The sequence below is a fragment of the Campylobacter sp. RM9333 genome, from assembly GCF_020137705.1.
Taxonomy (GTDB): Bacteria; Campylobacterota; Campylobacteria; order Campylobacterales; family Campylobacteraceae; genus Campylobacter_E.
The window spans coordinates 20,946-47,278 of record NZ_JACGAY010000015.1 but is presented as its reverse complement, the minus strand read 5'-3'; the positions used below and the strand labels follow the sequence as shown (position 1 = coordinate 47,278).

26 protein-coding genes are annotated in these 26,333 nt (G+C 28.6%); 15 read left to right on the top strand and 11 right to left on the bottom strand.

Features of this window, described 5'->3' with window-relative positions; genetic code table 11:
* Both AVBRAN9333_RS06380 and AVBRAN9333_RS06375 read right to left on the bottom strand, forming a co-directional pair.
* Positions 1–783 (bottom strand): cache domain-containing protein (locus tag AVBRAN9333_RS06380; RefSeq protein ID WP_336609627.1); only part of this gene is annotated, 783 nt, incomplete at its 3' end.
* Positions 784–950: 167 nt separating this feature from the next.
* Entirely contained in the window at positions 951–1,538 is a 588-nt protein-coding gene (locus tag AVBRAN9333_RS06375; RefSeq protein ID WP_336609626.1) for an NAD(P)H-dependent oxidoreductase, read from the bottom strand.
* A gap of 97 nt (positions 1,539–1,635) precedes the next feature.
* On the opposite strand from AVBRAN9333_RS06375, the gene AVBRAN9333_RS06370 reads away from it, so the two are divergent.
* Positions 1,636–1,956 carry a winged helix-turn-helix transcriptional regulator gene (locus AVBRAN9333_RS06370; protein ID WP_336609625.1) on the top strand — a complete coding sequence of 107 codons (321 nt, stop codon included), beginning with the start codon at positions 1,636–1,638 and terminating at the stop codon, positions 1,954–1,956.
* Position 1,957: 1 nt separating this feature from the next.
* Here the strand turns inward: AVBRAN9333_RS06370 and AVBRAN9333_RS06365 are convergent, their stop codons facing one another.
* Complete coding sequence (locus AVBRAN9333_RS06365) at positions 1,958–2,554, bottom strand: shikimate kinase (protein ID WP_214118152.1); 597 nt, start codon at positions 2,552–2,554, stop codon at positions 1,958–1,960.
* Positions 2,551–3,885, bottom strand: a complete 1,335-nt coding sequence (locus tag AVBRAN9333_RS06360; RefSeq protein ID WP_214150298.1) for a class II 3-deoxy-7-phosphoheptulonate synthase — start codon at positions 3,883–3,885, stop codon at positions 2,551–2,553. The genes AVBRAN9333_RS06365 and AVBRAN9333_RS06360 overlap by 4 nt, the downstream gene beginning before the upstream one ends.
* A gap of 72 nt (positions 3,886–3,957) precedes the next feature.
* Between AVBRAN9333_RS06360 and rarD the strand changes: the two genes are divergently transcribed.
* Genes rarD through recG form a run of 7 tightly spaced genes read left to right on the top strand, consistent with a single transcriptional unit; the run spans position 3,958 to position 10,639 of the window.
* Positions 3,958–4,821 carry an EamA family transporter RarD gene (rarD, locus tag AVBRAN9333_RS06355; protein ID WP_214118148.1) on the top strand — a complete coding sequence of 288 codons (864 nt, stop codon included), beginning with the start codon at positions 3,958–3,960 and terminating at the stop codon, positions 4,819–4,821.
* Complete coding sequence (locus AVBRAN9333_RS06350; protein WP_214118147.1) at positions 4,818–5,261, top strand: hypothetical protein; 444 nt, start codon at positions 4,818–4,820, stop codon at positions 5,259–5,261. The genes rarD and AVBRAN9333_RS06350 overlap by 4 nt, the downstream gene beginning before the upstream one ends.
* 1 nt (position 5,262) lies before the next feature.
* A complete protein-coding gene (locus tag AVBRAN9333_RS06345; protein ID WP_214118144.1) occupies positions 5,263–5,745 on the top strand; it encodes a hypothetical protein in 483 nt (160 codons plus the stop codon).
* Between the two features lies 1 nt (position 5,746).
* Complete coding sequence (locus tag AVBRAN9333_RS06340) at positions 5,747–6,562, top strand: fumarylacetoacetate hydrolase family protein (RefSeq protein WP_214118142.1); 816 nt, start codon at positions 5,747–5,749, stop codon at positions 6,560–6,562.
* 7 nt (positions 6,563–6,569) lie between these two features.
* Positions 6,570–7,724 carry a dehypoxanthine futalosine cyclase gene (locus AVBRAN9333_RS06335; RefSeq protein WP_214118140.1) on the top strand — a complete coding sequence of 385 codons (1,155 nt, stop codon included), beginning with the start codon at positions 6,570–6,572 and terminating at the stop codon, positions 7,722–7,724.
* Positions 7,717–8,847 carry a M16 family metallopeptidase gene (locus tag AVBRAN9333_RS06330; RefSeq protein WP_214150296.1) on the top strand — a complete coding sequence of 377 codons (1,131 nt, stop codon included), beginning with the start codon at positions 7,717–7,719 and terminating at the stop codon, positions 8,845–8,847. Before AVBRAN9333_RS06335 ends, AVBRAN9333_RS06330 begins: the two co-directional genes overlap by 8 nt.
* The gene (recG, locus tag AVBRAN9333_RS06325; RefSeq protein ID WP_336609001.1) at positions 8,840–10,639 is read left to right on the top strand and encodes an ATP-dependent DNA helicase RecG; all 1,800 of its coding nucleotides are present in this window, start codon (positions 8,840–8,842) and stop codon (positions 10,637–10,639) included. The genes AVBRAN9333_RS06330 and recG overlap by 8 nt, the downstream gene beginning before the upstream one ends.
* Here recG and thrB read toward each other — a convergent pair.
* Genes thrB through AVBRAN9333_RS06290 form a run of 7 tightly spaced genes read right to left on the bottom strand, consistent with a single transcriptional unit; the run spans position 10,636 to position 15,776 of the window.
* A complete protein-coding gene (thrB, locus tag AVBRAN9333_RS06320; protein ID WP_442862232.1) occupies positions 10,636–11,526 on the bottom strand; it encodes a homoserine kinase in 891 nt (296 codons plus the stop codon). The two genes, recG and thrB, sit on opposite strands and share 4 nt — an antisense overlap.
* Positions 11,527–11,534: 8 nt before the next feature.
* Complete coding sequence (locus AVBRAN9333_RS06315) at positions 11,535–11,951, bottom strand: tRNA threonylcarbamoyladenosine biosynthesis protein TsaB (RefSeq protein ID WP_214119905.1); 417 nt, start codon at positions 11,949–11,951, stop codon at positions 11,535–11,537.
* 8 nt (positions 11,952–11,959) lie between these two features.
* The gene (gene lpxC / locus AVBRAN9333_RS06310) at positions 11,960–12,853 is read right to left on the bottom strand and encodes a UDP-3-O-acyl-N-acetylglucosamine deacetylase (protein ID WP_214119904.1); all 894 of its coding nucleotides are present in this window, start codon (positions 12,851–12,853) and stop codon (positions 11,960–11,962) included.
* A gap of 9 nt (positions 12,854–12,862) precedes the next feature.
* Positions 12,863–14,239: a M23 family metallopeptidase gene (locus AVBRAN9333_RS06305; RefSeq protein ID WP_336609624.1), complete on the bottom strand. Its 1,377-nt coding sequence runs from the start codon at positions 14,237–14,239 to the stop codon at positions 12,863–12,865.
* 9 nt (positions 14,240–14,248) lie between these two features.
* Positions 14,249–15,046 (bottom strand): hypothetical protein, encoded by a 798-nt coding sequence (locus AVBRAN9333_RS06300; RefSeq protein ID WP_336609623.1) that lies wholly within the window; start codon positions 15,044–15,046, stop codon positions 14,249–14,251.
* Positions 15,046–15,348: a flagellar motor switch protein FliN gene (gene fliN, locus AVBRAN9333_RS06295; protein ID WP_214118125.1), complete on the bottom strand. Its 303-nt coding sequence runs from the start codon at positions 15,346–15,348 to the stop codon at positions 15,046–15,048. The genes AVBRAN9333_RS06300 and fliN overlap by 1 nt, the downstream gene beginning before the upstream one ends.
* A complete protein-coding gene (locus AVBRAN9333_RS06290; protein ID WP_214118123.1) occupies positions 15,348–15,776 on the bottom strand; it encodes a chemotaxis protein CheX in 429 nt (142 codons plus the stop codon). The genes fliN and AVBRAN9333_RS06290 overlap by 1 nt, the downstream gene beginning before the upstream one ends.
* Before the next feature lie 85 nt (positions 15,777–15,861).
* Here AVBRAN9333_RS06290 and AVBRAN9333_RS06285 point away from each other — a divergent pair, with 85 nt between their 5' ends.
* The 7 genes from AVBRAN9333_RS06285 (at position 15,862) to AVBRAN9333_RS06255 (ending at position 26,253) form a co-directional block, all read left to right on the top strand.
* Positions 15,862–16,644: a sulfite exporter TauE/SafE family protein gene (locus AVBRAN9333_RS06285; RefSeq protein ID WP_214118121.1), complete on the top strand. Its 783-nt coding sequence runs from the start codon at positions 15,862–15,864 to the stop codon at positions 16,642–16,644.
* On the top strand, positions 16,637–19,435 hold the full coding sequence (gene uvrA, locus AVBRAN9333_RS06280; RefSeq protein ID WP_214119901.1) for an excinuclease ABC subunit UvrA: 2,799 nt from the start codon (positions 16,637–16,639) through the stop codon (positions 19,433–19,435). Before AVBRAN9333_RS06285 ends, uvrA begins: the two co-directional genes overlap by 8 nt.
* Entirely contained in the window at positions 19,432–20,583 is a 1,152-nt protein-coding gene (locus AVBRAN9333_RS06275) for a M20 metallopeptidase family protein (protein WP_336608112.1), read from the top strand. The genes uvrA and AVBRAN9333_RS06275 overlap by 4 nt, the downstream gene beginning before the upstream one ends.
* Positions 20,584–20,699: 116 nt before the next feature.
* The gene (locus tag AVBRAN9333_RS06270; RefSeq protein WP_336609622.1) at positions 20,700–22,460 is read left to right on the top strand and encodes a BspA family leucine-rich repeat surface protein; all 1,761 of its coding nucleotides are present in this window, start codon (positions 20,700–20,702) and stop codon (positions 22,458–22,460) included.
* A gap of 49 nt (positions 22,461–22,509) precedes the next feature.
* Positions 22,510–22,914 (top strand): hypothetical protein, encoded by a 405-nt coding sequence (locus tag AVBRAN9333_RS06265; protein WP_336609621.1) that lies wholly within the window; start codon positions 22,510–22,512, stop codon positions 22,912–22,914.
* Between the two features lie 2 nt (positions 22,915–22,916).
* Complete coding sequence (locus tag AVBRAN9333_RS06260) at positions 22,917–24,236, top strand: DUF262 domain-containing protein (RefSeq protein WP_336609620.1); 1,320 nt, start codon at positions 22,917–22,919, stop codon at positions 24,234–24,236.
* Positions 24,223–26,253, top strand: coding sequence for a DUF262 domain-containing protein (locus tag AVBRAN9333_RS06255; RefSeq protein WP_336609619.1), 2,031 nt, complete (start codon positions 24,223–24,225; stop codon positions 26,251–26,253). The genes AVBRAN9333_RS06260 and AVBRAN9333_RS06255 overlap by 14 nt, the downstream gene beginning before the upstream one ends.
* Positions 26,254–26,333: the final 80 nt, after the last annotated feature.

The following is a 26,333-nucleotide window of genomic DNA, read 5'->3' as shown; positions in this document are numbered from 1 at the left end:
GCCTTTATCATCTAGCTTTTTAGTTAAATCTCCATCTCCACTGCTAAGTTCGTTTGATTTAGCTGTTAGATTGTTTAGTGGGCGAGTGATTTGGAATTTTACGAAGATAATTGATAAGCTTACAATCGCAACTATTATAAGTGCAGTAGTAATTATAAAAGTAATCATATTATTATAGCTTTGTTCTTCTGTATCTTTTGATACTTTTTCTATTGAAGTTTTGCTAATTGTCTCCCAAGATAACCAAGTCATAAAATAAAGACCGCTTGCTTTATCCTTACCTGTATATGCTAGTTTTTCAGTAACTTTATTAGAATTTGAATCTTCATAAAAATATCTTATATAACCATCATTATTATCAGCACTCTTAATCATTTCTTGTATGAAATACATTCCTTTTGCGTCTTTTTCGTTAAATTTATTGTTGTTTATCCAAGAAGCAGATGGGTGATAGTATATGTTTCCATCTTTATCAAACACGGTGTAATAACTATTTGCTCTACCAAATCTTACTTTAGATAAATAATCTTGTAGTTTATTTTTAAACTCACTTAAGTTATTATCATTTTTATACTCTTCATAAATAGCACCAGAATACCTTAAAACGCTTTCTACTAGGGCTTTAACCTGTTGTTTTTTAGCGGTTAAGATTTCATCTTCTACCGTATGTTTTGTGTAATTTACAGAGTAGTTATCATAGTATTTATGAAGTGATACTAAAACTATAGAATTAATTAAAATTCCAATGAATGAAAACAATGCAATTTTGGTTGATAGTTTCATAGTTTTTCCTTGTTTGTTGATTTAGATTAAGATTTTGATTATAGGTAATATGAACTTAAAAATATATAAATTATTTGTTTATAATTTAAATTATAAAATTATTAAAAATATTTAAAATAAATTTAATTTTTTTTAATTTTGGATTTAGAAAACCTAAATCCAAAATATTATTTTTTTACTATTTCATTTAAGATATGTTCTTTATAGTCTTTAAAATATTTTTCTGCTTGCGGGTCTTTTACTACATCATAACAAGCAAAAGTTTTAAGTGCACTCATACCTAAAAACTCGTGAGTTTTATGAAGATTTAAGCTAACTCCATCAATACCGACACCACCAAAAAATTGCTCTTTATCAGTAAATGCTTCTTCAGGTGCATTCCAAGTCCAAGATAGCATATATTTTTTATTTTGACTAAGCCCACCAGAGCCGTATTTTTTACTAGCATCACTTCTACTTCTTCCATCACTAGCACATAATTTACCAAAAGCAGCTCCAAAAACTTTTGAAAAATATTCCCATACTATCCAAGGTGCATTCATCCAAAATCCTGGAATTTGATAAATTATAATATCAGCTCTTACATATTTTTCTACTTCTTCTAACGCATCATATCCATCATCAATTATGGTTTGTTCTACATTAAAACCATTTTCTACTAAAGTATCATACGCAACTTGTTGCAAACTTGCATTCAGTCTTGCACCTGCATTAGCAAAAGCTTTAGCACCATTAACTAATAAAACATTTTTCATAATTTCTCCTTGTTTAAAAATAAAATTGTATTATAATTTTTACTTTATTTTAAGTCAATACGAACAAAATTGTTAGATACTAACTAAAAGGAGAGTAATGAAAAGAAAAAATGATTATAGTAAATGTGGAATTTATTATACGCTAAACCTAATTTCAGGAAAATATAAAATGAGTATTTTGTATCTTTTATCAATCAATGAGATTATAAGATACAATGAACTTAAAAGAATGCTTGTTGGAATTTCTTTTAAGAGTTTAACAAAGGCATTAAAAGAATTAGAGCAAGATGATTTAATAATACGCACCGAATATCCGCAAATCCCACCTAAGGTTGAATATAGTCTAAGCAATAAAGGAAAATCATTAATACCAATTCTTAATATGATGTGTAAATGGGGAAGCAATAATAAGAGCTAAGTTAATTAGCTCTTATTGGGTTTAATTTAAACTTATCAGTTTTTATAGGTTTAATTTTGCGATTTATTTTTCTATTTAGACTAGGTTTTATAAAGGCTTTTCTAACATCATTTGTGATATTAGTGCCTAAGAAAAATTCTAAAATCTTAGCAAGTTCTCTTGCTTTTAGATTTAAAATATTTACTTTTATATCACAAGCGTTATTATAAAGTGGCATTCTTTTATCATAAAGCAATTTCGCCTTTTCATCAAATAATGGGCGTTTAGTATCGTTTTTAAGTCTTGTTGCGATTTTGTAAAAACTAAGGTCTAAAAACACTACAAAACCTAATTTTCTTAAATCTTGTAAATTAGCAAAACCACCGCCACAAGAGATGATTAAATCACTTTTTGTGGCTAATTCATCTCTTAATTCTTTTTCTAAATTCCTAAAATATTCTTCTCCATAACGCTCAAAAATCTCTTTAATTTCAAGCCCAGTTCTTTGTTTTATTATGCTATCAGTATCTACTACTTCTTTTTTAATAATCTTACTAAGCCTTCTTGCAGTTGTGCTTTTACCACAGCCCATAAAACCGATTAAAACAATGTTTTTCATTTTTGCTTCATTAATTCAGCTATTAAAAATGCAAGTTCTAATGCTTGGTCTGCATTTAATCTAGGATCGCATTGGGTCTCATAGCGTCTTGCTAAATCGCTTTCGCTAACTCCTACGCTTCCACCTAAACATTCGGTTACATTTTGTCCTGTCATTTCAAAATGAACCCCACCAGGAATTATATTATTAGCTCTTGCAATATGCCAGAAATTTTTAACTTCATCTAAAATATCATCAAATTTTCTAGTCTTATAACCATTTACGCTTTGAGTATTGCCGTGCATTGGGTCTATGCTATAGATTATATTTCTTTGCTCTTTGCTTAATTCTTTAAAGATATTTTCAAGATTTTTAATCTTACTAGCACCCATTCTAATGATTATATTTAATCTTCCTGCTTCATCTTGTGGATTTAGCTTATCAGCTAAGGCTAATATATCACTAGCACTAGCATTAGGTCCTATTTTAACACCTATTGGATTTTTAACTCCGCTTAAAAAATGCACATGAGCATCATCAAGCCCACGAGTTCTCTCGCCAATCCATAGCATATGAGCTGAACAATCATAATAAGCTCCACTTAAGCTATCTATTCTAGTAAGTGCTTCTTCGTAAGGTAAAAGCAAGGCTTCGTGGCTTGTGTAGATTTTTGTTTCATGCAATCTAGCATCATTTAAGCTAGTTATTCCACAAGCCTTAAAAAAATCAAGTGCTTCTGTTAATCTTTGAGTTAAAAGTGCGTATTTATCATCAATATCAGCGCGTCTTACGAAACCTAAATTCCATTTATGCACTTGGGCTAAATCAGCTAATCCACCTACGCTAAATGCACGAAGTAAATTAAGCGTAGCAGAGCTTTGCATATAAGCTTTTAGCATTTTTTTAGCTTTTGGAACTCTTGCACTTTCGCAAAACTCACAATCATTTATAATATCTCCACGATAACTTGGTAAGCTTATGCCATCTTTATTCTCAAAATCAGAGCTTCTAGGCTTTGCAAATTGTCCTGCCATACGAGCAATTTTTACTACTTTTTTTGACCCACCAAATTGCAAAACTAATGCCATTTGCAAAAATAATTTAAACATATCACGGATATTATTTGCACTAAAATCATTAAAGCTTTCAGCACAATCACCACCTTGTAATAAAAACGCATCTCCTTTACAAACTGCTGCTAATTCGTTTTTTAATTCATTTGCTTCCATAGCAAATATTAAAGGTGGATACGATTTTAATTCATTTACTACATTTTCTAATTCTTCCTTGTTTTCATAGTTTGGTTGCTGAAGAGCTTTATAATTTTTATATGAATCTAGCGACCAATTCATCGTTTCTCCTTTTTTTAATTTAGTAAATTATGATTATATGAGATAAGTTTTACATTTTAAGGAAAAATTTTTATGAATTATGGATTTTTTGTAGCTTTTGTTGTTTTTGTATTTTGGGGTTTAGTGCCTATTTTTTACAAACAACTTGATACATTAGATGCCTTTGTAGTAATGTCGCATAGGATAGTTTGGTCGGTTATATTTTTAGCAATATTTTTAATAATTATAGGGCAATTTAAAAAAGCCTTACAAGAATTAAAATCTTTAAAAATGGCTTTTAATCTTTTTATTTGTGGTGCTTTAATTAGTGGAGATTGGGGTCTTTATATTTATATGATTCAAAAGAATTTGATTTTAGAAACTTCTTTAGGATATTTTTTAAGTCCATTATTTGGGATAATTTTTGCAAAAGTATTTTTAAAAGAAAATATGAGTAAATTAGGAATTATTAGTGTTAGTTTAGTGATTTTTGCGTGTTTATTTGAAGTAATTACTTTAGGAGCTTTACCTATATTATCAATTACTTTAGCGCTCTTAGTTAATTTTTATACGATTATTCGTAAAAAAGTTTATGTAAGTAGCGTTTATGGGTTTTTCTTAGAAACATTATTAATCACTCCTTTTGCTTTAATATTTTTATTTTCTATCCCAACAAATTTAGCTCATTTTGATATTGATTATTTAGGAGTATTACTTGCACTTAGTGGGCTTGTAACCTTGCTACCTATGTTAGGATACAATTATGCTACGCAAAAATTAAGCTTAACATTACTTTCATATATGCAATATATTTGCCCGATAATTTCTTTTTTAGTTGCTATTTTTTTATACAATGAGCCAATAAATCAACATAAATTAATATCATTTATTATAATTTTTATAGCAGTAGCTTTAAGCGTTTATGATAATGTGTTTAAAAAAGGAAATAGACTATGAATGAAGTTGGAATTTATGTAATAGGTATAATTTTTATAGTATTGTTTTTCGTAACTATTTTAAAAAAGGTTTTTAAAGAGCTTGATAAACATGGAGATTTTGTAAGAAAAGAAGAAAAAAATACAGCTAATTTTACTCAAGAAGAAGTTTTAAGCCTAATTCATAATGAAAACGAAAAATGTGCATTATTGTGCGATAATTTAGAAGAAATATTTAATAAATACGCAAGTTTAATGCCTGAAAATGATAAAGAAAAAGCCTTAGCTTTAGTATCTGTTTTAAATACCATAAAGACTTTGCCTAGCGATGAATTAAAAGATAAATTATTAAAACTTTTACCAGAATTTGAAGAGTGCGTTCAAAAATCTTTAGGAGATGAAAAAGCTAAAGAATTTTTTGATTTAGCAGCGTTAAAATATAATGAAATTTTTAAGGATTGAAATGAAAGAATTACTAATTAATAAGCTTTTTAAATTCTCAAATGAGCCTGTAAAATTTTTAGATTTAATAGAAGCAAATAGCCTTTATAATGAAGGAATGTTAATTGACCCAGCGAAATTACATTTTAAGTTTAATTATTTTAATACTTATTTTATATATTTTATATTGTGTTTAATCGTGCTTACTCCATTAACTATTGCTACTCATTTTTTATTTGAAAAAATTGACTTTCATTTTAGTTTAATTAGTGCTGTATTTGTAACTTCTGCTATTTTTATATGTTTTGATATTTTTAAGATTTATACAAGAAAAATAGCAAGTCTTAGACAAATAAAAGCAGCGTGGCAAATACATTTATCGCATTTTGAATATGAAAAATACAACGCAATTGTTGTTGAAATTTATAATAAAGCAAATGAACTTAGCATACCTAAGACAAAATTAGAGCAATATATTTTAGAAAATCTAGTAAAAAGGGGTTAGTATGAAATTGATTAGATTTATGAAAGATAATGTAGTTTATCATGGGAATTTAGGCGATAATAATAAGGTGGGTTATTTTAAAAATTATTCTTCTTATTTTGATAGATTAGAATTGATTGAAGATGCTTTTATGCTTAGCGAAGTTAAGTTATTATCTCCAATCAAATCTCCTTATCAAGATATTATATGCTTAGGGATAAATTATTTAGAACACGCAAAAGAAAGCTATAAATTTAAAGGAATTGAGTTTGATGGTAAAAGAGAAGAAGCTGTTTATTTTGCAAAAAGAGTAAATGAGTTTTCTAATCCATTTGATATTTTAGATATTAGTGGCGAAAAATTAGACTATGAATGCGAACTTGCATTTATACTTAGAAAAGATGCTTATAAATTAGATGATACAAGTGATTTTGATGATTATATTTTAGGATATACCATTTTAAATGATATTAGCGATAGGGCAATTCAAAACAAACATAAGCAATGGTATATGGGAAAAAGTTTAGCTAATTCTTGCCCGTTTGGTAGTTTTATAAATACAAGTCTTAGTATAAAAGAAGCAAGTAATTTAAAAATAGAATGTTTTGTAAATGATGAATTAAGACAAAGTTCTAATACTAATTTATTAATTTTTGATATTCCTTATATCTTAAAAGAATTATCAAATTACACCTGTTTAAAGGCTGGAACTATCATTAGCACAGGCACTCCAAGTGGTGTTGGAATGGGCTTTAATCCACCTAAATTTTTAAAAAGTGGCGATAAGATTGAATGTAGAATAGAGCGTCTTGGCTCATTAATAAATTATATAAAGTAAGGACAATATGAACGCAGCATTATTAAGTAAAAAAATAAATACAAATTATAAAACTTCAGCATTTAATATCCATAAAGATTGGGAAAATCCTTATGCACCAAAAGGAATAGTCCCAAGAATTACTAAAGAACAAGCACTTAATTTATTAAGAAATTCTGATTTAGCTACTTTAGGTCAGATTGCTTATGCAGTAAAAAATAAGCTTCATCCAAGCAAACTTACTACTTTTGTAGTAGATAGAAATATTAATTACACAAATATTTGTTTAGTTGATTGTAAATTCTGTGCTTTTTATCGTCACGCAAAGGATAGTGATAGTTATATTTTAACATACGAACAAATCGGACAAAAGATTGAAGAATTATTAGCAATTGGTGGCACTCAAATATTATTTCAAGGCGGAGTGCATCCAAAGCTTGATATTACTTGGTATGAAGATTTATTAAGATATATAAGCACAAATTATCCTAGTATTACAATTCACGGCTTTAGTGCAGTTGAGATTGAATATATTGCAAAAATTAGCAAAATTAGCACTAAAGAAGTATTAAAAAGAATGAGTGATTGCGGGCTATTTTCTATACCTGGAGCAGGTGCGGAGATTTTAAGCGATAGAGTAAGAGATATGGTAGCACCTAGCAAATGCGATACTGCTACTTGGCTAAGAATTCATAAAGAAGCTCATGAATTAGGCTTACTTAGTAGTGCAACTATGATGTTTGGACATGTTGAAAGCGATGAAGAAATAATTGAGCATTTAGACTATTTAAGAAATCTTCAAGATATAACAGGTGGCTTTAGAGCTTTTATTTTATGGAGTTTTCAAGGTAAAAACACTAGATTAAAGGCTGAAAATCCACATTTAATGAATGCAAGTTCTAATAGATATTTAAGATTATTAGCAATTTCTAGAATATATTTAGATAATTTTGCAAACATTCAAAGCTCTTGGGTTACTCAAGGAAGTGCAGTAGGGCAACTCGCATTAAAATTTGGAGCAAATGACTTAGGCTCGACTATGATGGAAGAAAATGTTGTTGCAGCTGCAGGTGCAAAATATAGAATGAATGAACAGCAAATGATAGAATTAATCCGTGATTTAGGCGAAAATCCAGCTAAAAGAGATACAGCATATAATATTTTGGAATACTACAATGAATAATTTTGTGCATTTAAAAACCAATGATGATTTAGTATATATTAGTATTAGCTATCCTAATTATGGAAGGATTTTTCATAATGCTAATGCTATGGCAGCTGAGTTTTTTTACAATGAGAGTTTAGATGATGAGTTTTATATAAAATTAGAGCAAAGTGCAATCAATATTAGTGCTAGTGCTAATTATTTTGATTTTACATTTGATATAGTTTGTCTTAAAAAAGAGCTTGATAATTGCTTAAATGCTTTTAATAATATGCTTTTAAATACCGAAATTACTAATTTTGAATTAATCAAAAACAAAATAAAAAATTATTTTTTAATCCATATTCAAGATTACGATAATTTAGCAAAGATGAAATTATATGAGAATTATTTTAAAAATGATTTTAAGAATGATAAATTTGGCGATTTTGAAGCTTTAGATGAAAAAGAATTTAAAAACTATATTTTAAACCTTAAAAATCAAGCAAATAAGATAGTAATTAGTGCAAATTTAGATGATATTAGTAAGGTTAAAAAACTTTTAAACAATAAGCAAAGTTCTTATGAAAAATTAAAAACAAATGAGAGTTTTTATAAAGAAGAAAGCAAAGAAATATCACAAGCTTTTGTTAGGTTTATAAGCAGTGTAGAGATTAAAAGCATTTATGAAAGAGCTATTATAAGTCTTGCTATTTATGTTTTAGGCGGTGGATTTGGCTCAAGAATTACCGAAGAAATCAGAGTAAAAAGGGGCTTAGCTTATTCGGCTTTTGCGTTTTTAGTAGCGTTTAAGAAAAATTATCTTATTTCAGGCTATTTACAAACAAAAAATGAAAGCAAAAAAGAAGCTATAAAAATAGTTCAAGAAGAGTTTAAAAAATTAGTAGAATTTGGAATAAGTGAAGATGAGTTTAAAAAGGCTAAAGATTTTTTAGTAGGTAGTGAGATTTTAAAATACTCAACCACTCAAAATCGTCATAGCATTGCAAGTAGCGAGTGTTTTAGTGATTTAAAACAAGGCGAATTAAGAGAAATTACAAAGATAATTAAAGATTTAGAGCTTAAAACTTGTAATGATTTTTTAAAAAATCAAAAAAGCATTACCGAGCTTAGTTTTTATGTAATAGGTAATAATGAATAAGGATTTAGAAAAATTATCTTGCAAAGATATAGTTGAATTAGCTCTTTTAATGCCTAAAAAATTTGATGATTTAAGATTAAATAATGAGCCTATATTAAATGAGCTAAATTGCACAAAAGTTATAATAAAATCTAAAAAACAACTACCGGGCAAAAGGCTTAGTATAATTGCGTATTCATATAATTGGGAGTGTGAATGCACTATTACTATATTTAATCTAAGACCTTTTCATAATGCACTTTTTGCTATAAATAAAGAGCTAATTATTTATGGGAAATTAGGCGATTTTGCAGGACTTTTGCAGTTTATTAATCCAAAAATCATTAAAGATAGTGGAGAAATCACTGCTAATTATTTGATAAAAGGTGTAAGTGATAAAGAGATTTGTAAGATAAAAAATAAATATTTAACTTACGAAGCTTTAAAAGAATTTAATTTATTAGATGAGCATATAAAATTGCTATTAATTATGAAAGAAAATAGCCAAGAAGCAATGAAATTGCTTAATTCAAAAGAATTAAACGAATGCTTAAAATTTGTTGAGATTTACCATCACATAAAAAGACTTAATGAAACTTATAAAAACGATACTTTATACAAAAAAATTAAAACTTTTGATATAAACAAATGGCTAAAATCTCTACCTTTTAAGCCGACAAGCGACCAGATAAATGCGATAAATGATATTAAAAATGATCTTGAAAGTATTCATCATAAAATTAGAATAGTAATGGGAGATGTTGGTTGTGGAAAAAGCTTAGTGATTTTTGCAGCAGCACTTATGTGCTATCCTAAAAAAGTGGTTTTAATGGCACCAACAAGCGTTTTAGCCCAACAACTTTATAATGAAGCTAAAAGACTTTTGCCAGGGTTTTTAAAGATATTGCATTTTGTATCTAGCAAGACTAAATTAATGCAAGATGAATTAAAAGAAGCAAATTTTGTAATAGGCACTCACGCACTTTTGTGGGCTAGTTTAGATGATGCTACTTTAGTTATGGTTGATGAGCAACAACGATTTGGGGCTAAGCAAAGAATGAAGCTTAAAGATTTAGCTACAAACAATAAAGAAAATCCGCATTATATAGAGTTTTCAGCTACGCCAATACCAAGGACAACTGCATTAATTCATAGTGATATTTACAGCTATTCTTTTATAAAAGAACTACCATTTAAAAAAGAAATAGAAACAAAACTAATCACAATAGCAAATAGCAATGAATTATTTAATCACATAAAAAGCGAAAACAAACAAAATCATCAAGCAATAATAGTTTATCCTTTAATAGAAGAGAGCAAAAACTCATCTTATAAACCACTTGAGAGTGTTATTAGCTTTTATGAGAAGAATTTTGATAAAGTTTATTATACGCACGGCAAGGATAAAGAAAAGGATAATATATTATTGCAATTTGCTGAAAATGGAAATGTATTACTAAGCACTACTATCGTAGAAGTTGGAATTTCACTGCCAAGATTAAGTATAATTGTAATCGTTGCACCCGAGCGATACGGCTTATCTACACTTCATCAACTTCGTGGAAGAGTAGGAAGAAATGGGGTTAAGAGCTATTGTTATTTGCTTAGCAAGTTTGAATTTAGTGATAGATTGATTAAATTTGCTAATACCTTAGATGGATTTAAAATAGCCGAAATTGACTTAGAAAACCGAAAAAGCGGGGATTTAATAGATGGAGATGTTCAGCACGGAATTAGCTTTAAGTATTTTGATGAGGTTTTAGATAAGGATATTTTATATAAAGCTAAGGAATATTTAAATAAGCAAAATTAGCTTATTATTATTCCTTGATTATTGAAATTAAGCTCTAATACTTTCATATTAGGAAAATTATTTTCTAGTATGGTTTTTAGTTTGTTTGCATCATCTTTGTAACATAGATTAAAAAAAGTTGAACCAGAACCACTTAAATTACTCATTAATGCACCATTTTTACGAGCTAATTCACGCACTTTAAATAATTCAGGAACAGCTTTCATTCTACGATTTTCGTGAAGCTTGTCAAAACTTGCAATCTTTAACATTTCATAATTTTTACTCATAAAAGCTGCAGTTGTAAGCGAGCTTCTGCTTATATTAAAGCTAGTATCAGCAAGGCTTAAATGCTTAGGTAAAGCCGAACGACTAACATTTGTTGAGATTTGTTTATTTGGGATACAAACTACTGCTTTAACATCACTAGAAATATCAGTTTTTATATATTTTACATTATCCTTATCAACTACTGAACAAACAAATCCACCAAGTGCCGCAGGGCTAATATTATCAGGATGATTTTCGTATATTAAGGCGTTGTTTAATATGGTATCTTTATTAACTTCAAGTCCTGCTAGATAATAAGCACTAGCAATTGCTCCTACAATTATAGAGCTAGAACTACCCAATCCACGACTTAAAGGAATATTGTTTATGAAATTAAAGCTAAATAAGTCTTTTTTACCAGTTAGCTTTATGTAAGTTTCATTAAAAATGGTAATAAATAAATTATGTTTTTTAAGATAAGGATTATCTTCACCTTCACCCTTAATAGATATTTTAAAAAAATTATTTCTTTTAATTATTGTTTCATTATAAAAGTCTAAAGCAAGTCCTAGACAATCAAATCCAGCACCTAAATTCGCACTAGTAGCGGGTGATTTTAAACATATTTCGTTTCTCATTTATATTCCTAAATAGCAGGTAAAAAATAATTTGGCAAATTACTTTCTAAGAATTTGAAATTATACTCATTTGGTATAAAAAACTCATCTTTAAAATTATCATTTTTAATTAATTTGATTTTATCATCAGCAAGGGTAAAATATAAGTTGTTATTAGCTTTTATTAAGTTATTCTTTGTAAATGTAAAACCACTAATTGCTTTTAATGGTATGTTTTTAACAAGGGCAATTGTGCTTAAAAATACATAAACAATTTTTAAAGACATATATGAGCCTGGTCCATTAGCATAGGCTAATTCGCTAAAATTATATTTATTTAATAGCTCTTGCATAATTTTTGGCAAATCTTCACTGGTTTTATTTATGATTTTGATTTCTTCTTTTAACAAATTATTATCATCATATATTCCAATGAGATTTGCCATAGGCACTACTAAAAGTTTAATGTGAATGCCTTTAATAAATCTTTGTTTGTATCATCACTAAGAGTTACTAATTCATAAGAATTTGGATTGTTTAGCAATTCAAGAGTTAGTTTATGATTTAAATCATGGCTACTTGCGTAAGCTTTATAGTTAGCAAAAGTTGCTTTACCTAACATATATAAATCACCAATCGCATCAAGGATTTTATGTCTTACAAATTCATTGCTAAATCTTAATCCTTCAGGATTTAATATGCCATTATCATCTAAAACAACAGCGTTTTCTAAACTACCACCTAATGCTAATCCTTTTGATTTTAAATACTCAACATCTTTTAAAAACCCAAAAGTCCTAGCACTTGCAATTTCATTTATGAAATTTTGTTTATTAGCCTTGTAAATATAGTTTTGAGTATTAATTGATGGGTGCTTAAAGTTTATAGTAAAATCATAAGTAGGAGCATTTGTAGGACTAAGACTTGCAAATTTATCTCCTTCTTGAACTTTTATTTCTTTTTTAACAACAAATATTTGTTTTTTAGCGTCAAGTTGTTTAATACCTGCTTCATCAAGCATAGCACAAAAACCAGCCGCTGAACCATCTAAAACAGGTGCTTCATTTGCATCAATACTTATTAATAAATTATCAATTCCATAAGAGCTAACAGCACTCATTAAATGCTCAATTGTAGATATATAACCATCTTTATCTCCAATTACCGTAGCCATTTGAGTATTGATTACGCTTTTATAATTTGCTTCGTAAAATTTATTAATATCTGTTCTATGAAATACCACTCCACTATTAGCACCTAGTGGGCTAAATTTTATCTTAATAGCACTACCTTTATGTAGTCCAATTCCAACATTTGTTACTTCTTTAGCTATTGTAGTTTGTAACATTTTTTTCCCTCATTTTTTGTTTATAACTTCTTTTGCTTTTTTGATAATTCCAAATATATTATCATTAAGCCACTTAGTATCCATCCACTCTTCTGGTCTTACCTCAACACCTTGAACCAAAACACCAAAATGTAAATGATCCCCTAATGCTAAACCACTTGTTCCTGTATTAGCTATAGTGCTTTTAGCATTAACTATATCGCCAATTTCTACATTTTTTTTAGTGCAGTGTCCGTATAAAGTATAAAGACCTAAACCGTGATCAATTATTAAATTCAATCCATAAATTCCATTATCTTGTGCAAAAACTATTTTACCATCATTTCCTAACACAATAGGTGCCATTTTTGTACTTGCTAAATCAAGTCCCATATGATAGCTTTCACTAATTTGATTTCCATTATATTTGTAATATCTATGGTCGCCAAAATCTGCAACTTTCATACCATTTTTTAGTGGTAAAAACGCATTTAGCTTAAAATCAGTTACTAATTCATTGCTTACTACTTGTGTAACTTTATGAATTAATTTTTCATTTTCTTGTCTTAATTTCGCATTCACAAAGTCAAATATTAAAGCTCTATCGCTTAAAGAATTATCAGAATTTGCTTCATACAAATCTCTAATTTTACCATCAATAAAAGCGTCTCCTACTTCAATATGTGAAACTTTATATTTTTTATTTGAGTAATAATATGGAATTCTTTCTTTAATTATATTATTTGCTTTATCTTTTGCAACAATTCTAGCTTCAAATTCATCTCCATCTCTTAAATCCCAAGCAATTAAAGCTATGTAATAATCATCTTTCATAAAAGGAACAACTTTGAAAATTCTATTATTAACTTCTATATATAAATCAGTTAGATTATCATCTTGTGCGTAAAATACAACGCTAGCAGCACCGCCTTGAGTTATATTGTATGAATTAGCTATTACGCTTACTTGAGGTTTTTTATTATCTACTATAACATTAATTATTTTTTCGCTTACATTTCCACCAAACCAATTCCACAAACTTTTATCATTAGCTTTAATATATATTGTGTATTTATCTAATTTTTCATTAAATTTTGGTTTTGGAAGGTCTAATTCAACATTAAATTCTTTGCCATTTAAAGTTTTATTTATTAATATATTTTTTGTTTCTTCGTTATCTTTACTAAATTCAACTTTTAAATTTTTTAGTCCTAAATTATCTTCAACTTTTAAATTTATTTTATCTCTAGCATTCCAATAAATTGTATCTTCTTGGTTGTTGTCTAAAGAAATATTAGGAGCAATTCTTTCAAAAGTATTTGAAAAAGCAATAAAACTTGCCAATACAACAACTATAATTATTGAAAAAAATATTGTTATTTTTGTTTTTTTATTTCTATTTCTCATTTTAACTCCTTATATTTTACTTATTTTTTCTTTATATGAATTAAGAGCATTTTGCTTTATCATATTTTGTAATTTTTGTTTGTTTTCTTCAAAATAACTTTCAAAATTCTCTTCAGTTTGATTAGGTGCATCAAGCCAAATATTTGTATTTCCTATTATTAATTTATATCTTGAATTTTCATAATCAATAACTATGAATTTATTATCTTTATCAAGTTGTTTTTCGCAAATTACTACGGCTTGATTTTCATTAATATTTAAAAAACTAGCAACTTTTTGCTTAGAATTTAAATTAGATATTTTACCTTTTTTTGCAAGTTGTCTTTTTATAAATATTAATACTAATACTAATATTGCTAAAACACCTATCATTGAATACAATTTACTATCTATATTATTATCTTCTGCATATTTTATTTCATTATTTTGCACTTGGCTTGTGGTTTTTGGCATAACTCTAATTCTAAGCCCAAAACCATCATCTTTTGTAAGTGCAGGAATGACATTTATTTTTTCTTTTGTTTTAAATTCTAAAACCGTGCTTTCGCCTAATGGATACATTAATAATTGTTCTGCGTAAGGCATATTTAATATTTGAGAATTTCTTTCAGAAATTTTAACATTATTTAATACTACGCCTACATAATCGCTTCCACTTAATATTCTAATATCTCCATCTTTTGCGTTATATGGAGAATCAAAGCTTAGCATAACATCAATCCTATCATCTCTTTTATAAATATTATAATTTATGATATTGTTCGCAAAAAGATTTAAACTAATTAGTAGTAAGATTATTTTTTTCATCACAACTCTTTTTTAAAATATTGAATAACGGTTTTTGAGCTTAGTATTTCATTTATACGAATTGCTAAATTTCTTTCATAAACCATTACTTCGCCTTTACCAAAAATTCTATTATTTACATAAAGTTCTACACTCTCACCTGCTGGTTTTTCTAAATCAATAACAGAGCCAATTCCAAGTTCTAAAAATTCTCTAACGCTAAGTTGTGTAGTTCCTAACTCACTTATAAAATCTACGCTAACATCTAGCAATTCTTCATAAGTTGCATTTAGAATTCTAGTAGGTTGCTCTTGTGTTTGCATTATTTTTTCTTCTCTACTATACCAACGCAAAAGGTATTATTTTCTAGTTTATAAAAAAACTCGTGAGTAAAGCCTAATTTAAAATCACTTACCCTTCCTAAATATTCAGGCACACTAATTGAATAATCATCATAAGCATCAGCTAATAATCTTTTTGCATAGCCTATGATTTGATTTGCTACTTCTTTGCATAAATCACAATAATCATCTTCACTCATCTTATCATCATCGCCTAATAATCTTGAAGCAAGAGCTTGTAAGCTTTCTTTTTTAAATATTAAATAACAAAATAATTCTTTTACATTATCTCCTAAACAAATACTAGCACCATAATATTCAGCTTCATCTAAAGAATTTGTGGTTTCTAATTTACTTCTTAAAATATGTTTAAAAAAATGTTTAACTGAATAATCAATTGTATCAAGCATTAATCTTTCCTTAAATAAGTTTTAATTATTATAAGAAAGAAAAGTGTAAGCTAAGTTAATTAAGATTACGCCTTAGGAGTTTTTTATGATAGAAGAATATACATTACTTACTTATATTATTTTTATTTTAGATGGGCTTTTAGTTGGTTTTACTGCAGGACTTTTTGCAATAGGTGGCGGAACTGCTGTTGTGCCTATTATGACAACTTTTGTTGGGTATTCGCCTAAGATTGCTGTTGGAATTAGCGTTATGCAAATGGTTTTTTCATCTTTTTATAATTCGTATTTAAATTATAAAAAAGGCACATTGCAAGTAAAAAATGCTTTATATCCTGCTTTAGGTGGTTTAGTTGGTGGTTTTAGCGTTGGTTTTATTATGAAATTTGCAAGCAATTTAATGATTGCTTATATTATTTGTTTTTTAATTATTTGGGCTATTGTTAAACTTTATTTTACTCCTGCAAATCCAATTGAGCCTGAAAAGAATTCAAAATTATTACAATTTTTCGTAGGTTTAATAATAGGTGCAATTGCTACAAGTGGTGGGATAGGTGGTGGAGCATTACTCACGCCTGCTTTAGTTGCAATTTGTAATTTTAATATCAAAAAAGCTGCTTCATTTAGCGGTCTTTTTGTAGCTTTTGCCGGAAGTGCTGCTTTTGTTTCTATGGCAATTACAAATCATGTTGATTATACTGCTGGTGCAATAATTGCTATTTCAAGTTTGCCTGGAGTTTGGGTTGGTAATTGGCTGTTTCATAAAATTAGCAATAATACGCAAAAAAAACTTTTCATAGGATTTTTATTATTTGTATTGACCTTATCAATAATAGAAGTTCTAAAACAACACGGAGTATTTAATGAATAATGAAATTCAAGTTATAAACGCAAGTGAAAATAACTTAAAAAATATAAGTCTAACACTACCTAAAAATAAATTAATAGTTTTTACAGGGCTTAGCGGTAGTGGAAAATCTACTTTAGCTTTTGATACGCTTTATGCAGAAGGACAACGCCGTTATATAGAAAGCCTTAGTGCTTATGCTAGGCAATTTTTAGATAAATTTAGAAAACCAAATGTAGAAAAAATAGAAGGCTTAACCCCTGCTATTGCAATTGATCAAAAATCAACTAGCAAAAACCCACGCTCAACCGTTGGAACAATTACTGAAATATATGATTATTTAAGACTTTTGTATTCAAAAATCGGAGTTCAGCATTGTCATAAATGCGGAGAAAAAATCAATAAAATGGATACAGAAGATATAATAAACGAAATGGCAAAATTTAGCGAAAAGGCAATGATTTTAGCTCCTTTAGTAAAAGAAAAAAAAGGCACATTCGCACCACTTCTTGAAAGCCTAAAAGCTCAAGGTTTTATAAATATTTTAATAAACGGCACACTAACACGACTAGATGAGCCAATAGAATTAGCTAAAACTAAAAAGCATACTATTAAATTAGTAGTTGATAGGCTAAGAATTAGTGATGATAATAAAAGTCGTTTAGCTCAAGCTGTTGAAAAAGCTTTAAGTCTAAGTTATGGTGAGTGTGAGTTAGAATTATTAGAAAGTAATAAAAATATTCATTATTCGCTTCATAATGCTTGTTTTAAATGCAAAATTTCATTTAATAAACTTGAGCCTTTAAGCTTTTCATTTAATAGTCCTAAAGGAGCTTGTTCTTTATGTGATGGTTTAGGCATTAGAATGAGTATTGACCAAGAAAAAATCATAAATTATGAAAGAAGCATAGAAGATGGTGCAGTTCGCACTATGATGGGCTTTAATAAAAGTTATTATTCAAAGTTACTTTTAGCATTTTGCGAAGCAGAAAAAATCCCTACAAATAAGCCTTATGAAGAATTAAGTGAATATCAAAAAAAGCTTATTTTATACGGAAGTGCTACGGAATTTAGCTTTTTATGGAATAAACATAATATCAAAAAAACTTTTGATGGAGCTATTAAAATAAGTTATGAAATCTTAAAAGATGATAAAGATTTTAACGAATACATAACAGAAAAAACCTGTCCATCTTGTAAAGGCTTTAGATTAAACGAGCAAAGCTTAGCTGTGTTGGTAAATGGTAAAAGCATAGCAGAAGTTATTAGCACACCTATTGAAGAGATTTGCGAATTTTTTAAAATAGAGAATTTTAATAATTTAAATAAGCAAGATTATGAAATATCTTATCCTATTATTAAAGAAATTAATGAAAGATTATTTTTCTTAAATGATGTTGGCTTGGGGTATTTAACACTAGGTAGAGATGCAAGGACAATTAGTGGTGGAGAAGCTCAAAGAATTAGGATTGCTTCTCAAATTGGAAGTGGATTAAGCGGGGTTTTATATGTATTAGATGAGCCTAGTATAGGTCTTCATGAAAGAGATACACAAAAACTAATAAATACTCTAAAAAGCTTGCAGGCTAAAGGAAATACTCTAATAGTAGTAGAACACGATAGAAAGACAATTGAGAGTGCTGATGTAATCGTTGAGATTGGACCTAGGGCTGGAACTAGTGGTGGGGAGATTATCTTTAATGGCACTTATAAAGAATTACTTAAAAGCAAATGCGAAACTGCATTGTATATAAATCGTAAAAAAGACATAGACCTTTATAAGGCTAGAAAGAGTGATGAATATTTAGAATTAAGCGGAATTAATCAAAACAATATAAAGGATTTAAGTGTGAAATTCCCACTTAGGAATTTAGTTTGTGTAACAGGAGTAAGCGGTAGTGGTAAAAGCTCATTAATGCTGCATTCACTTCTACCAATTGCAAGAGCAAATCTAAATAGAGCAAAAGCAGTAATTAATGATATTACATACAAAGGTCTTGATAAATTAGACAAAGTAATTTTTCTAGATCAAAGTCCAATAGGAAAAACTCCAAGAAGCAATCCAGCAACATATACAGGGCTTATGGATGAGATTAGGAATTTATTTGCAAATGTTCCTGAAGCACAGATTAGAGGATATAAAATCGGTCGCTTTAGCTTCAATGTTGCAGGTGGAAGGTGTGAAAAATGTAGTGGAGAAGGTGAGCTTAAAATCTCTATGCACTTTTTACCCGATGTAAATATTACCTGTGATGCTTGTGGGGGTAAAAGATACAACCATCAAACACTAGAGATTAAATATAAAGACAAAAATATAGCTGATGTTTTAGAAATGAGTGTAGCAGAAGCTTATGAGTTTTTTGCAAAACACCCTAAGATTAAGCAAAAATTAAAGACCTTAATGGATGTAGGGCTTGATTATATAACCTTAGGTCAAAACGCTACAACCTTAAGTGGTGGGGAAGCTCAAAGGATAAAAATCTCTAAAGAATTAAGTAGAAGTGATACAGGAAATACACTTTATTTACTTGATGAGCCAACTACTGGGCTTCATTTTGCAGATACACAAAAATTAGTAAAAGTATTGCAGCATTTAGTAGATGCTGGAAATAGTGTTTTTGTAATTGAGCATAATTTGGATTTAATCAAAAACGCTGATTATATTATAGATATGGGTCCTGAAGGCGGTTTTAGGGGTGGTAAGATAATTGCAACAGGTAATCCATTAGAACTTGCTAAAAAATATGCTGATAAAAGCTATACAGCGAAGTTTTTAGCACAAGAATTTAAAGAAATGAAAAAGGAGTTAAAATGATAGAAGAGATTAAAAAACTCTCAAGCGAGTTTATAGAGATTAGAAAATGTATTCACGAAAATCCTGAACTAGGATTAAAAGAATTTAAAACAGCAAAGTTAGTTGCGAACAAATTAAGAGAATTTGGCATAGAAGTTTATGAAAATGTAGGCGTAACAGGAGTTGTTGGGGTTTTAAAGAAAGGTAATTCAAATAAAAGCATAGCTTTAAGAGCTGATATGGATGCACTTGTAATAAACGAAGCTAGTGGAGTAAGCTATGCTTCTAAGAACGAAGGTTTAATGCACGCTTGTGGGCATGATGGACATACGGCGAGTTTATTATTAGCGGCTAAATATTTAAGTAAGAGTGAATTTGATGGCACTATTAATTTTGTCTTTCAACCTGCTGAAGAAGGTAGAGGCGGTGCTAAAGCTATGATTGATGATAATTTATTTACTAGATTTAAAAGTGATTTTATATTTGGTTATCACAATATCCCAAGTAAAACTAATAAATTATTTTGTCTTAAGCGTGGAGCTATGATGGCAGGAGCTGACGCACTTAGGGTAAATATTAGTGGAGTTGGTGGGCATGGTAGTGCTCCTGAAAAAGCTAGTGATGTAATGGGTGCGATGGCTCATTTTATAACCCAAGCGGGATTTATAACTGCTAGAAATATAGCGGCTAAAAATCAAGCTGTTATAACATTTGGAGCAGCTCTAAGTGGAAATGAAACTAGCTTTAATATCTTACAAGATAAGGCATTATTACTTGCTAATATTAGAACTTTTAATAATGATGATAGAAATACGATAATAGAGCAATTAAACAATATTGCTAAATCTTGCGAGTTGCTTTTTAAGGTAAAAGTTGAGCTTGAATTTATTCAAATAGGAGCAGCTACAATTAATGATGATGAAGCGCAAAAATTAGCTTTTGGTGTAGCGTGTGAATTATTTGGAGAGCAAAATTGTGATGAATTTCACGAGCCATTAATGGGTAGTGAAGATTTTTCTTTTATGTTAGAGCATTGCAAAGGTGCTTATGCCTTTATTTTAAATAAGAATGATTATTATCTACACGACCCTAGATATATTTATGATGATGATACTTTAGTTAATGCCGCTGCATTTTATTCAGGAGTATGTTTAAAATATTTAAAATAATTTCATTTAGGAATTTTAATTTATAAAATTCCTAAATTTTTTTTAAAAAAATCACATATGGACATAATCAGGACTACTTTTATGGTATAACTTCATAAAATATTTAAGGAGTTTGTATGAAAAAGTATTTTCCTAAGGACAAAGCTGAATTATCAAGACTAGTTAAAAATCCAAAAATAGATTTAAAACTAATTGATACAAGTGCCATCACTGATATGAACTATCTTTTTAAGAATAGTTTAAGAGCTGATTTAGCTGATATAAATCACTGGGATTTTAGCAATGTTTTAAGTGTTAAAGGTATATTTGAAAACGCTACGCTAACAAACGAAATTTGCCTAAATACTAGCAAATGCAAGGATTTTTCTTATATTTTCAATCAAACAAATCTAGCTTTAGATGGCATGGGTAAAATCACTACTAAAATCAGCCTTGATATGAAAAGTTGTGAGGAGTTTAGGTTTTTTATGGTTGGGGTTGATATGGATTATGATAACTTAGAGCTTAAAAACCTAAATCTCAAAGAGCTTAGCGAAAGCCCATTTTTTGATATCTATCGCCATAGCCATAAATCATACAAAGATTTTTTACTTCGCCACGCAAACATTAGAAAAAACGGCGAAAAATATCAGCCTAAAAACAGATTTGAGTTAAAGCTTTTGGTGTTTTGCATAGATGATTTAAGCCTTATTGATACTTCTAGGATAATTAATTTGAGTTTTGTTTTTGATGGTAGCACTAGGAGTGATTTTAGTGGCTTAAAATCTTGGGAGCTTGGACAAGTTAGAGATACCTCATATATGTTTAATAACGCCATAAATCTAAAAAGCCTTCCTAAGCTAGTATTTAATAAACTTAAAAGTGCTGAAGGTATGTTTCACGGGTGCAAAAACCTTATAAGCCTTGATATGAATATCACAAAAAAGCCACATTGTTTTTCAAATTATCTAAGAAACACTAAAAGAATGTTTAAAAACTGCACTAATTTAAGGTATATAAATAAGCTTGATTTAAAAGGCGTTGAGAATGCTGATGAAATGTTTATGGGTTGTCTTAGTCTAAAACATCCTAGAGTTATATTTTCTAGCGATTTATATTCTTTAAGAGATATTCATACAAACTCAAGCGTGGTTTTTACTAAGCCTTTAATAAGGCTTAATGCAGAATGCAAGGTCACAAAAACTAGCTCTCGTAAGCTTATAGATGTGGTTTATGATAGGGGGATTTTTGATGTTTATGTGAAGTTATGCGATACAAAGGATAGGATTTATAGAGCTTGGGTAGTAAATAGGCGGTTTGCTAGAAGTTTTATAAGATTTGCTAAGGATTTGCTACCTAAAGATGAGCTTTATGACAAGGCAAAGAAGCTTTTACATAAAGGTGGCTTGATAGACGCAAGGTATCTAAGTCTTAAGCTTGACATTGACATGGCTAGAGCAAATACCATTCTTCATCATTTAGAGTATAAAAACTTTTTAGATATAAAGGCTAGAAAAATACTAAAAAAGGTAAAAAATCTTAGCCCAAGGGGTGATGGGATTTTGCATATCATAAGTGCTAATAAATATGATTTTGTTTGTAAGGGTGATAGTAGGGTGCTTGAAGAGATTTTTTATAATGATGAGTATTGCGATGAGTTTTATGAGCAAATTTGTAAATATAAGACTTTAAAGATTAGTGAGTATAAAAAGTTTTATAAGTTTGTCCCAAGAGATGTTAGGATAGTAAGGTTTTGTGGGAATTTTAGGGGTAGTGAATATAGGGAATTTTTGGGCTATTACGGGGGAGATAGCATCCCATCAAAATTAACTTTTGAGATTTATACAGATTCAAGAGCAAAAGGGTTTAAAATGATAGTTTTTAAGGAGATAAAATGATAGTTAATAAATTGTATTATAAAAACAAATTTAATAAAAAGGAGATAAGATGATAGATAAAGTAAAAGAACTTTATGCAAAAAACCCAAGCATAGCGTATGTGCAAAGAGAATTAGACATAGGTTATGAAACAGCACGAGAGCTAGTAGAAAGCATAAAAGATGAAATGGCTACTGAAGAAGAATGCCAACCAACAAACGAAATTATAAACCTTTTAGATGAGATTTGTATGGTATGTAAAGATGGTGGCAAGGTTAGGATATATAAGAGTTTTGATGAAATACAAGGCTTTTGCACCCCAACGATACTACATATCATACATAACGATGATTTAGGAATGTTTGAACTCTTAGAATTTCAAGAAAGATTGCAAGATGATAATAATGAAATATATGTTAATACTCATTGTGATCCTAAAAGTGATTTAAAGATAATAGCGATTAGCAAGGAGTAAAAATGAGTGAGATTAAAAGTGGGATTAAATTTAATCTAAGCGATGAAAATCCAGTAGGTTCTAATGTCTCAAGTTTTAGTGCTTTGGCAAGTGAATTAGAACTTAGCATACCTGATTATCAACGCCCTTATGTATGGGAGATAAAGCAAACAAGAATGCTTTTAAAAGATATTGAAAATACTAAAGATGGAGCTTTGCTAGGCTCTATTATTTTACATGAAATCAAACGAGATAATAAAACAATTTATGAAGTAATAGACGGACAGCAAAGGCTAACTACGATTAAGCTTATTTTGATGGCGTTGGGGAAATATGAAATTTTTAATGAAAATCAAAATAGATACAGTAACTACTTAAGTAATGTAAGTTTTTTTCATAAAATTTCTCAAGATAATATCAAGACTAATTACGAGTATATTAAAAACTATTTGAGTAACGAAGATAAGGCTAAAGATTTTTTAAAAAAGCTAGAAAAAACTCAATTTATAATAGTAGCTACAACAAATGCCGATGATGCTTTTATCTTTTTTGACAATACCAACTCAAAAGGCAAAAAGCTAGAAAGCTATGATTTAATAAAAGCCTTTCATTTACAGAGTTTAAGCCAAAAAAGCACATTTTTAGAAAAAAATGAAGCTAGGTATTTTGAAAAGCTAATAAAACAGCAAGATTATCCTAATTCTCTTGATATTTCTTATTTTATAAATAGTATTTTAACTCCGATTAGATTATGGACTAGAGGTAAAAAAATATATAAAGGCTTTAATAAACTAAGTTTTGCTGAGTTTTGTAAAGAAGATTTAGACAATATATCAAAATATGACAATGGCATTATGAGAGATTTTGCCATAGGTAGTGAGTTTTTTGAATATTTTAGAAAATACGCAAAAATACTTGAGTATGTAAAAAGCTTAGATTTTTTAAAAGATTTAAATAATCCAGATATTAAAAGTAAAGTAAATATTTTAACAGGCGTTAGAATGTGCTTGGTGGCTTATATAGATAAGTTTAATTGCGCTAATTTTGATTATGTAGCCTTGCTAATTACTAGAGCTGTTTATTCGCAAAGGATAGTTGAAGGTAGTATTAGTTGCTCAAAAAATGCTTTAGATGTTTTAAAAATCATTCATTTTAGCACCTATGAAAGTGATTTGGCTAATCAGTTAGAGCTTTTTATAGAAAAGTGCTATCAAGAAGAAAAAAATAAGCATGAAGGTGCAAAAAGAAAAGAAAGTAAAAAATATTTAAAAGAAATAAGAGAAAAATACGAAAAATATGGGATTTTAGGTCATTACTTAGGAGAGCAAAATGGAACAAAATAAAAAAGCAACATCAATAATTTGCACTATCAATAAACTAAATGAAAAAAATAATAACATAGAATTTAAGAAAAATTTTACAATCCCAACTTATCAAAGGCTTTATGCTTGGAAAGATGAGCAAATAAAAGCTCTTTTAGATGATTTTAGAAACTGTATTGAGCAACAAAAAACTCATTTTATAGGTAATATTGTAGTATCAAAAGATAATGGCAAATATATCCTTATAGATGGACAGCAAAGGCTAACTACTATTTGGCTAGTTTTAAGGTATTTGCTAAAAAAAGAATTTTCTATCAATAAAGTAGATTATTTTGATATAGAAATGCCTATTAGAAAAGAAGATATTCAGGCGATAGAAGATTATTGTGATAATGAAAAATCTTTAGATGAATGTTTTAACGAAAAAAACAATACTAATGTAGGTTTTAAGAATGCTTTTAAATGTTTTGAAGTGTATTTCGGTAAAGATGGTGAAGATTTTATTGATTTTATAAAAGAAAAAGTTAAGTTCAATCTAGTAATTTTAGGCGATCAAGTAGAGCTAAATAAATACTTCGTAAGGATGAATAATACAGGCGTTCAGCTTGACGGCACAGATATTTTAAAGGCAAGATTGTTAAAGCTGATAAGCGATAATGAAAAAGAACAAGAAAATCAAAAAGAAAAAAGCGAAGTTACAACATACGCTAGGATATTTGATGAATGTTCGCAGATGAATTATTTTTCAGATTTTGGTTTTGTAAATAATAGTAAAGACCCTAATACAACTCCGCCAACTATTGAAAATATAATTAATAATGAAAATAAGTTACAAAATTATTCAAATAACGATAAAGATAGAGCTGAGTTTGAGAGTATTATTGATTTTCCTACCTTTGTTTTGCATGTTTTTAAGATTTTATCAAGACAAGAATCAACTAGAAATTATTTTAAATCTGAAATATCAATAAAAAAAGATAAATTCCTTGAAAATACTTGGGAATGTATTGATTTTGATAGATTTACTTGTAAAGCTTGTAAATCTTTAATAGCAAAAACAATCATAGATGCTTTAAAAGATTACAGAACCATTTTTGATACCTTTGTGATAAAAAGAAAATCTGATGATGATGAAAATGTGTATAAGTTATGGAATAGATTTAAAAAGAATGATAATAAAAATGATGATTGGCATGAAGTTGATAATACTATTGATTTAAAACTAATCCAAAACTATCTAAGAGTAGCAAGGCGTGGAGATAATGCCAACTACCACCACTTTTTAACGCATTACTTAGAATTTTGTAAAAATAAAATCTTTGAAGAACAAAAAGTAATAGCTAATAAAAATTATTTGGAAATATTAAAAAGCAATGCTGGCAAGCTTAAAAACTACCTAAAGAATATTGATGACCTTTTGGCATTAAAGCAATTGGTAAAAGAAAACAACCCACAAGAAAATACTCAAAATTTAATTGATATTATTAGTGATATTTCTTTTAATGAAATTAGTAGTGAAGAACAAACAGATATTACAAGTTTAAATTTTAATTTTTTAAATAAAGGTACAAATACCCCGCATTATTGGTTTTATCGCTTGGAATATTACTTATTAACTGATGAAAATTTTAAGGAAAAACATAAAGATGATACTGAAAAATATCGTTTTAGGTATGTTAATTCAGTTGAACATGTTTTAGCACAAAATGATGTAAGTGGTTTGGCTAAGCAAGAAGAAAATCAAGAAGTGTTGGATAATTTTGGAAATCTAGCTTTGATAACTGATGGAGAAAATTCAGAATTTAGCAATAAGCCGTTTAATGAGAAACAATCACAATTTGATAGTTACTTAAAAAAAGGCTTAGTGATTAGCTTAAAACTTTTAGATATATATAAAAATGAAGAATATCAAAAAGATGAGAATGGTAATAAGTTGATTAGTCAGGTTTGGCAAAAAACCCAAATTAATGACCACCAAAAGGCAATGCTAAAAGTTTTACAAAATTCTTTTTTTAATTCAGAAGAGAAATTAAAATAGTAATTAGAAAATACACGAGATGAATTTATTTCGTGTATTTTTAATCTAAATTAAATAATTTTGCGAGAGTGAAGTTCTTA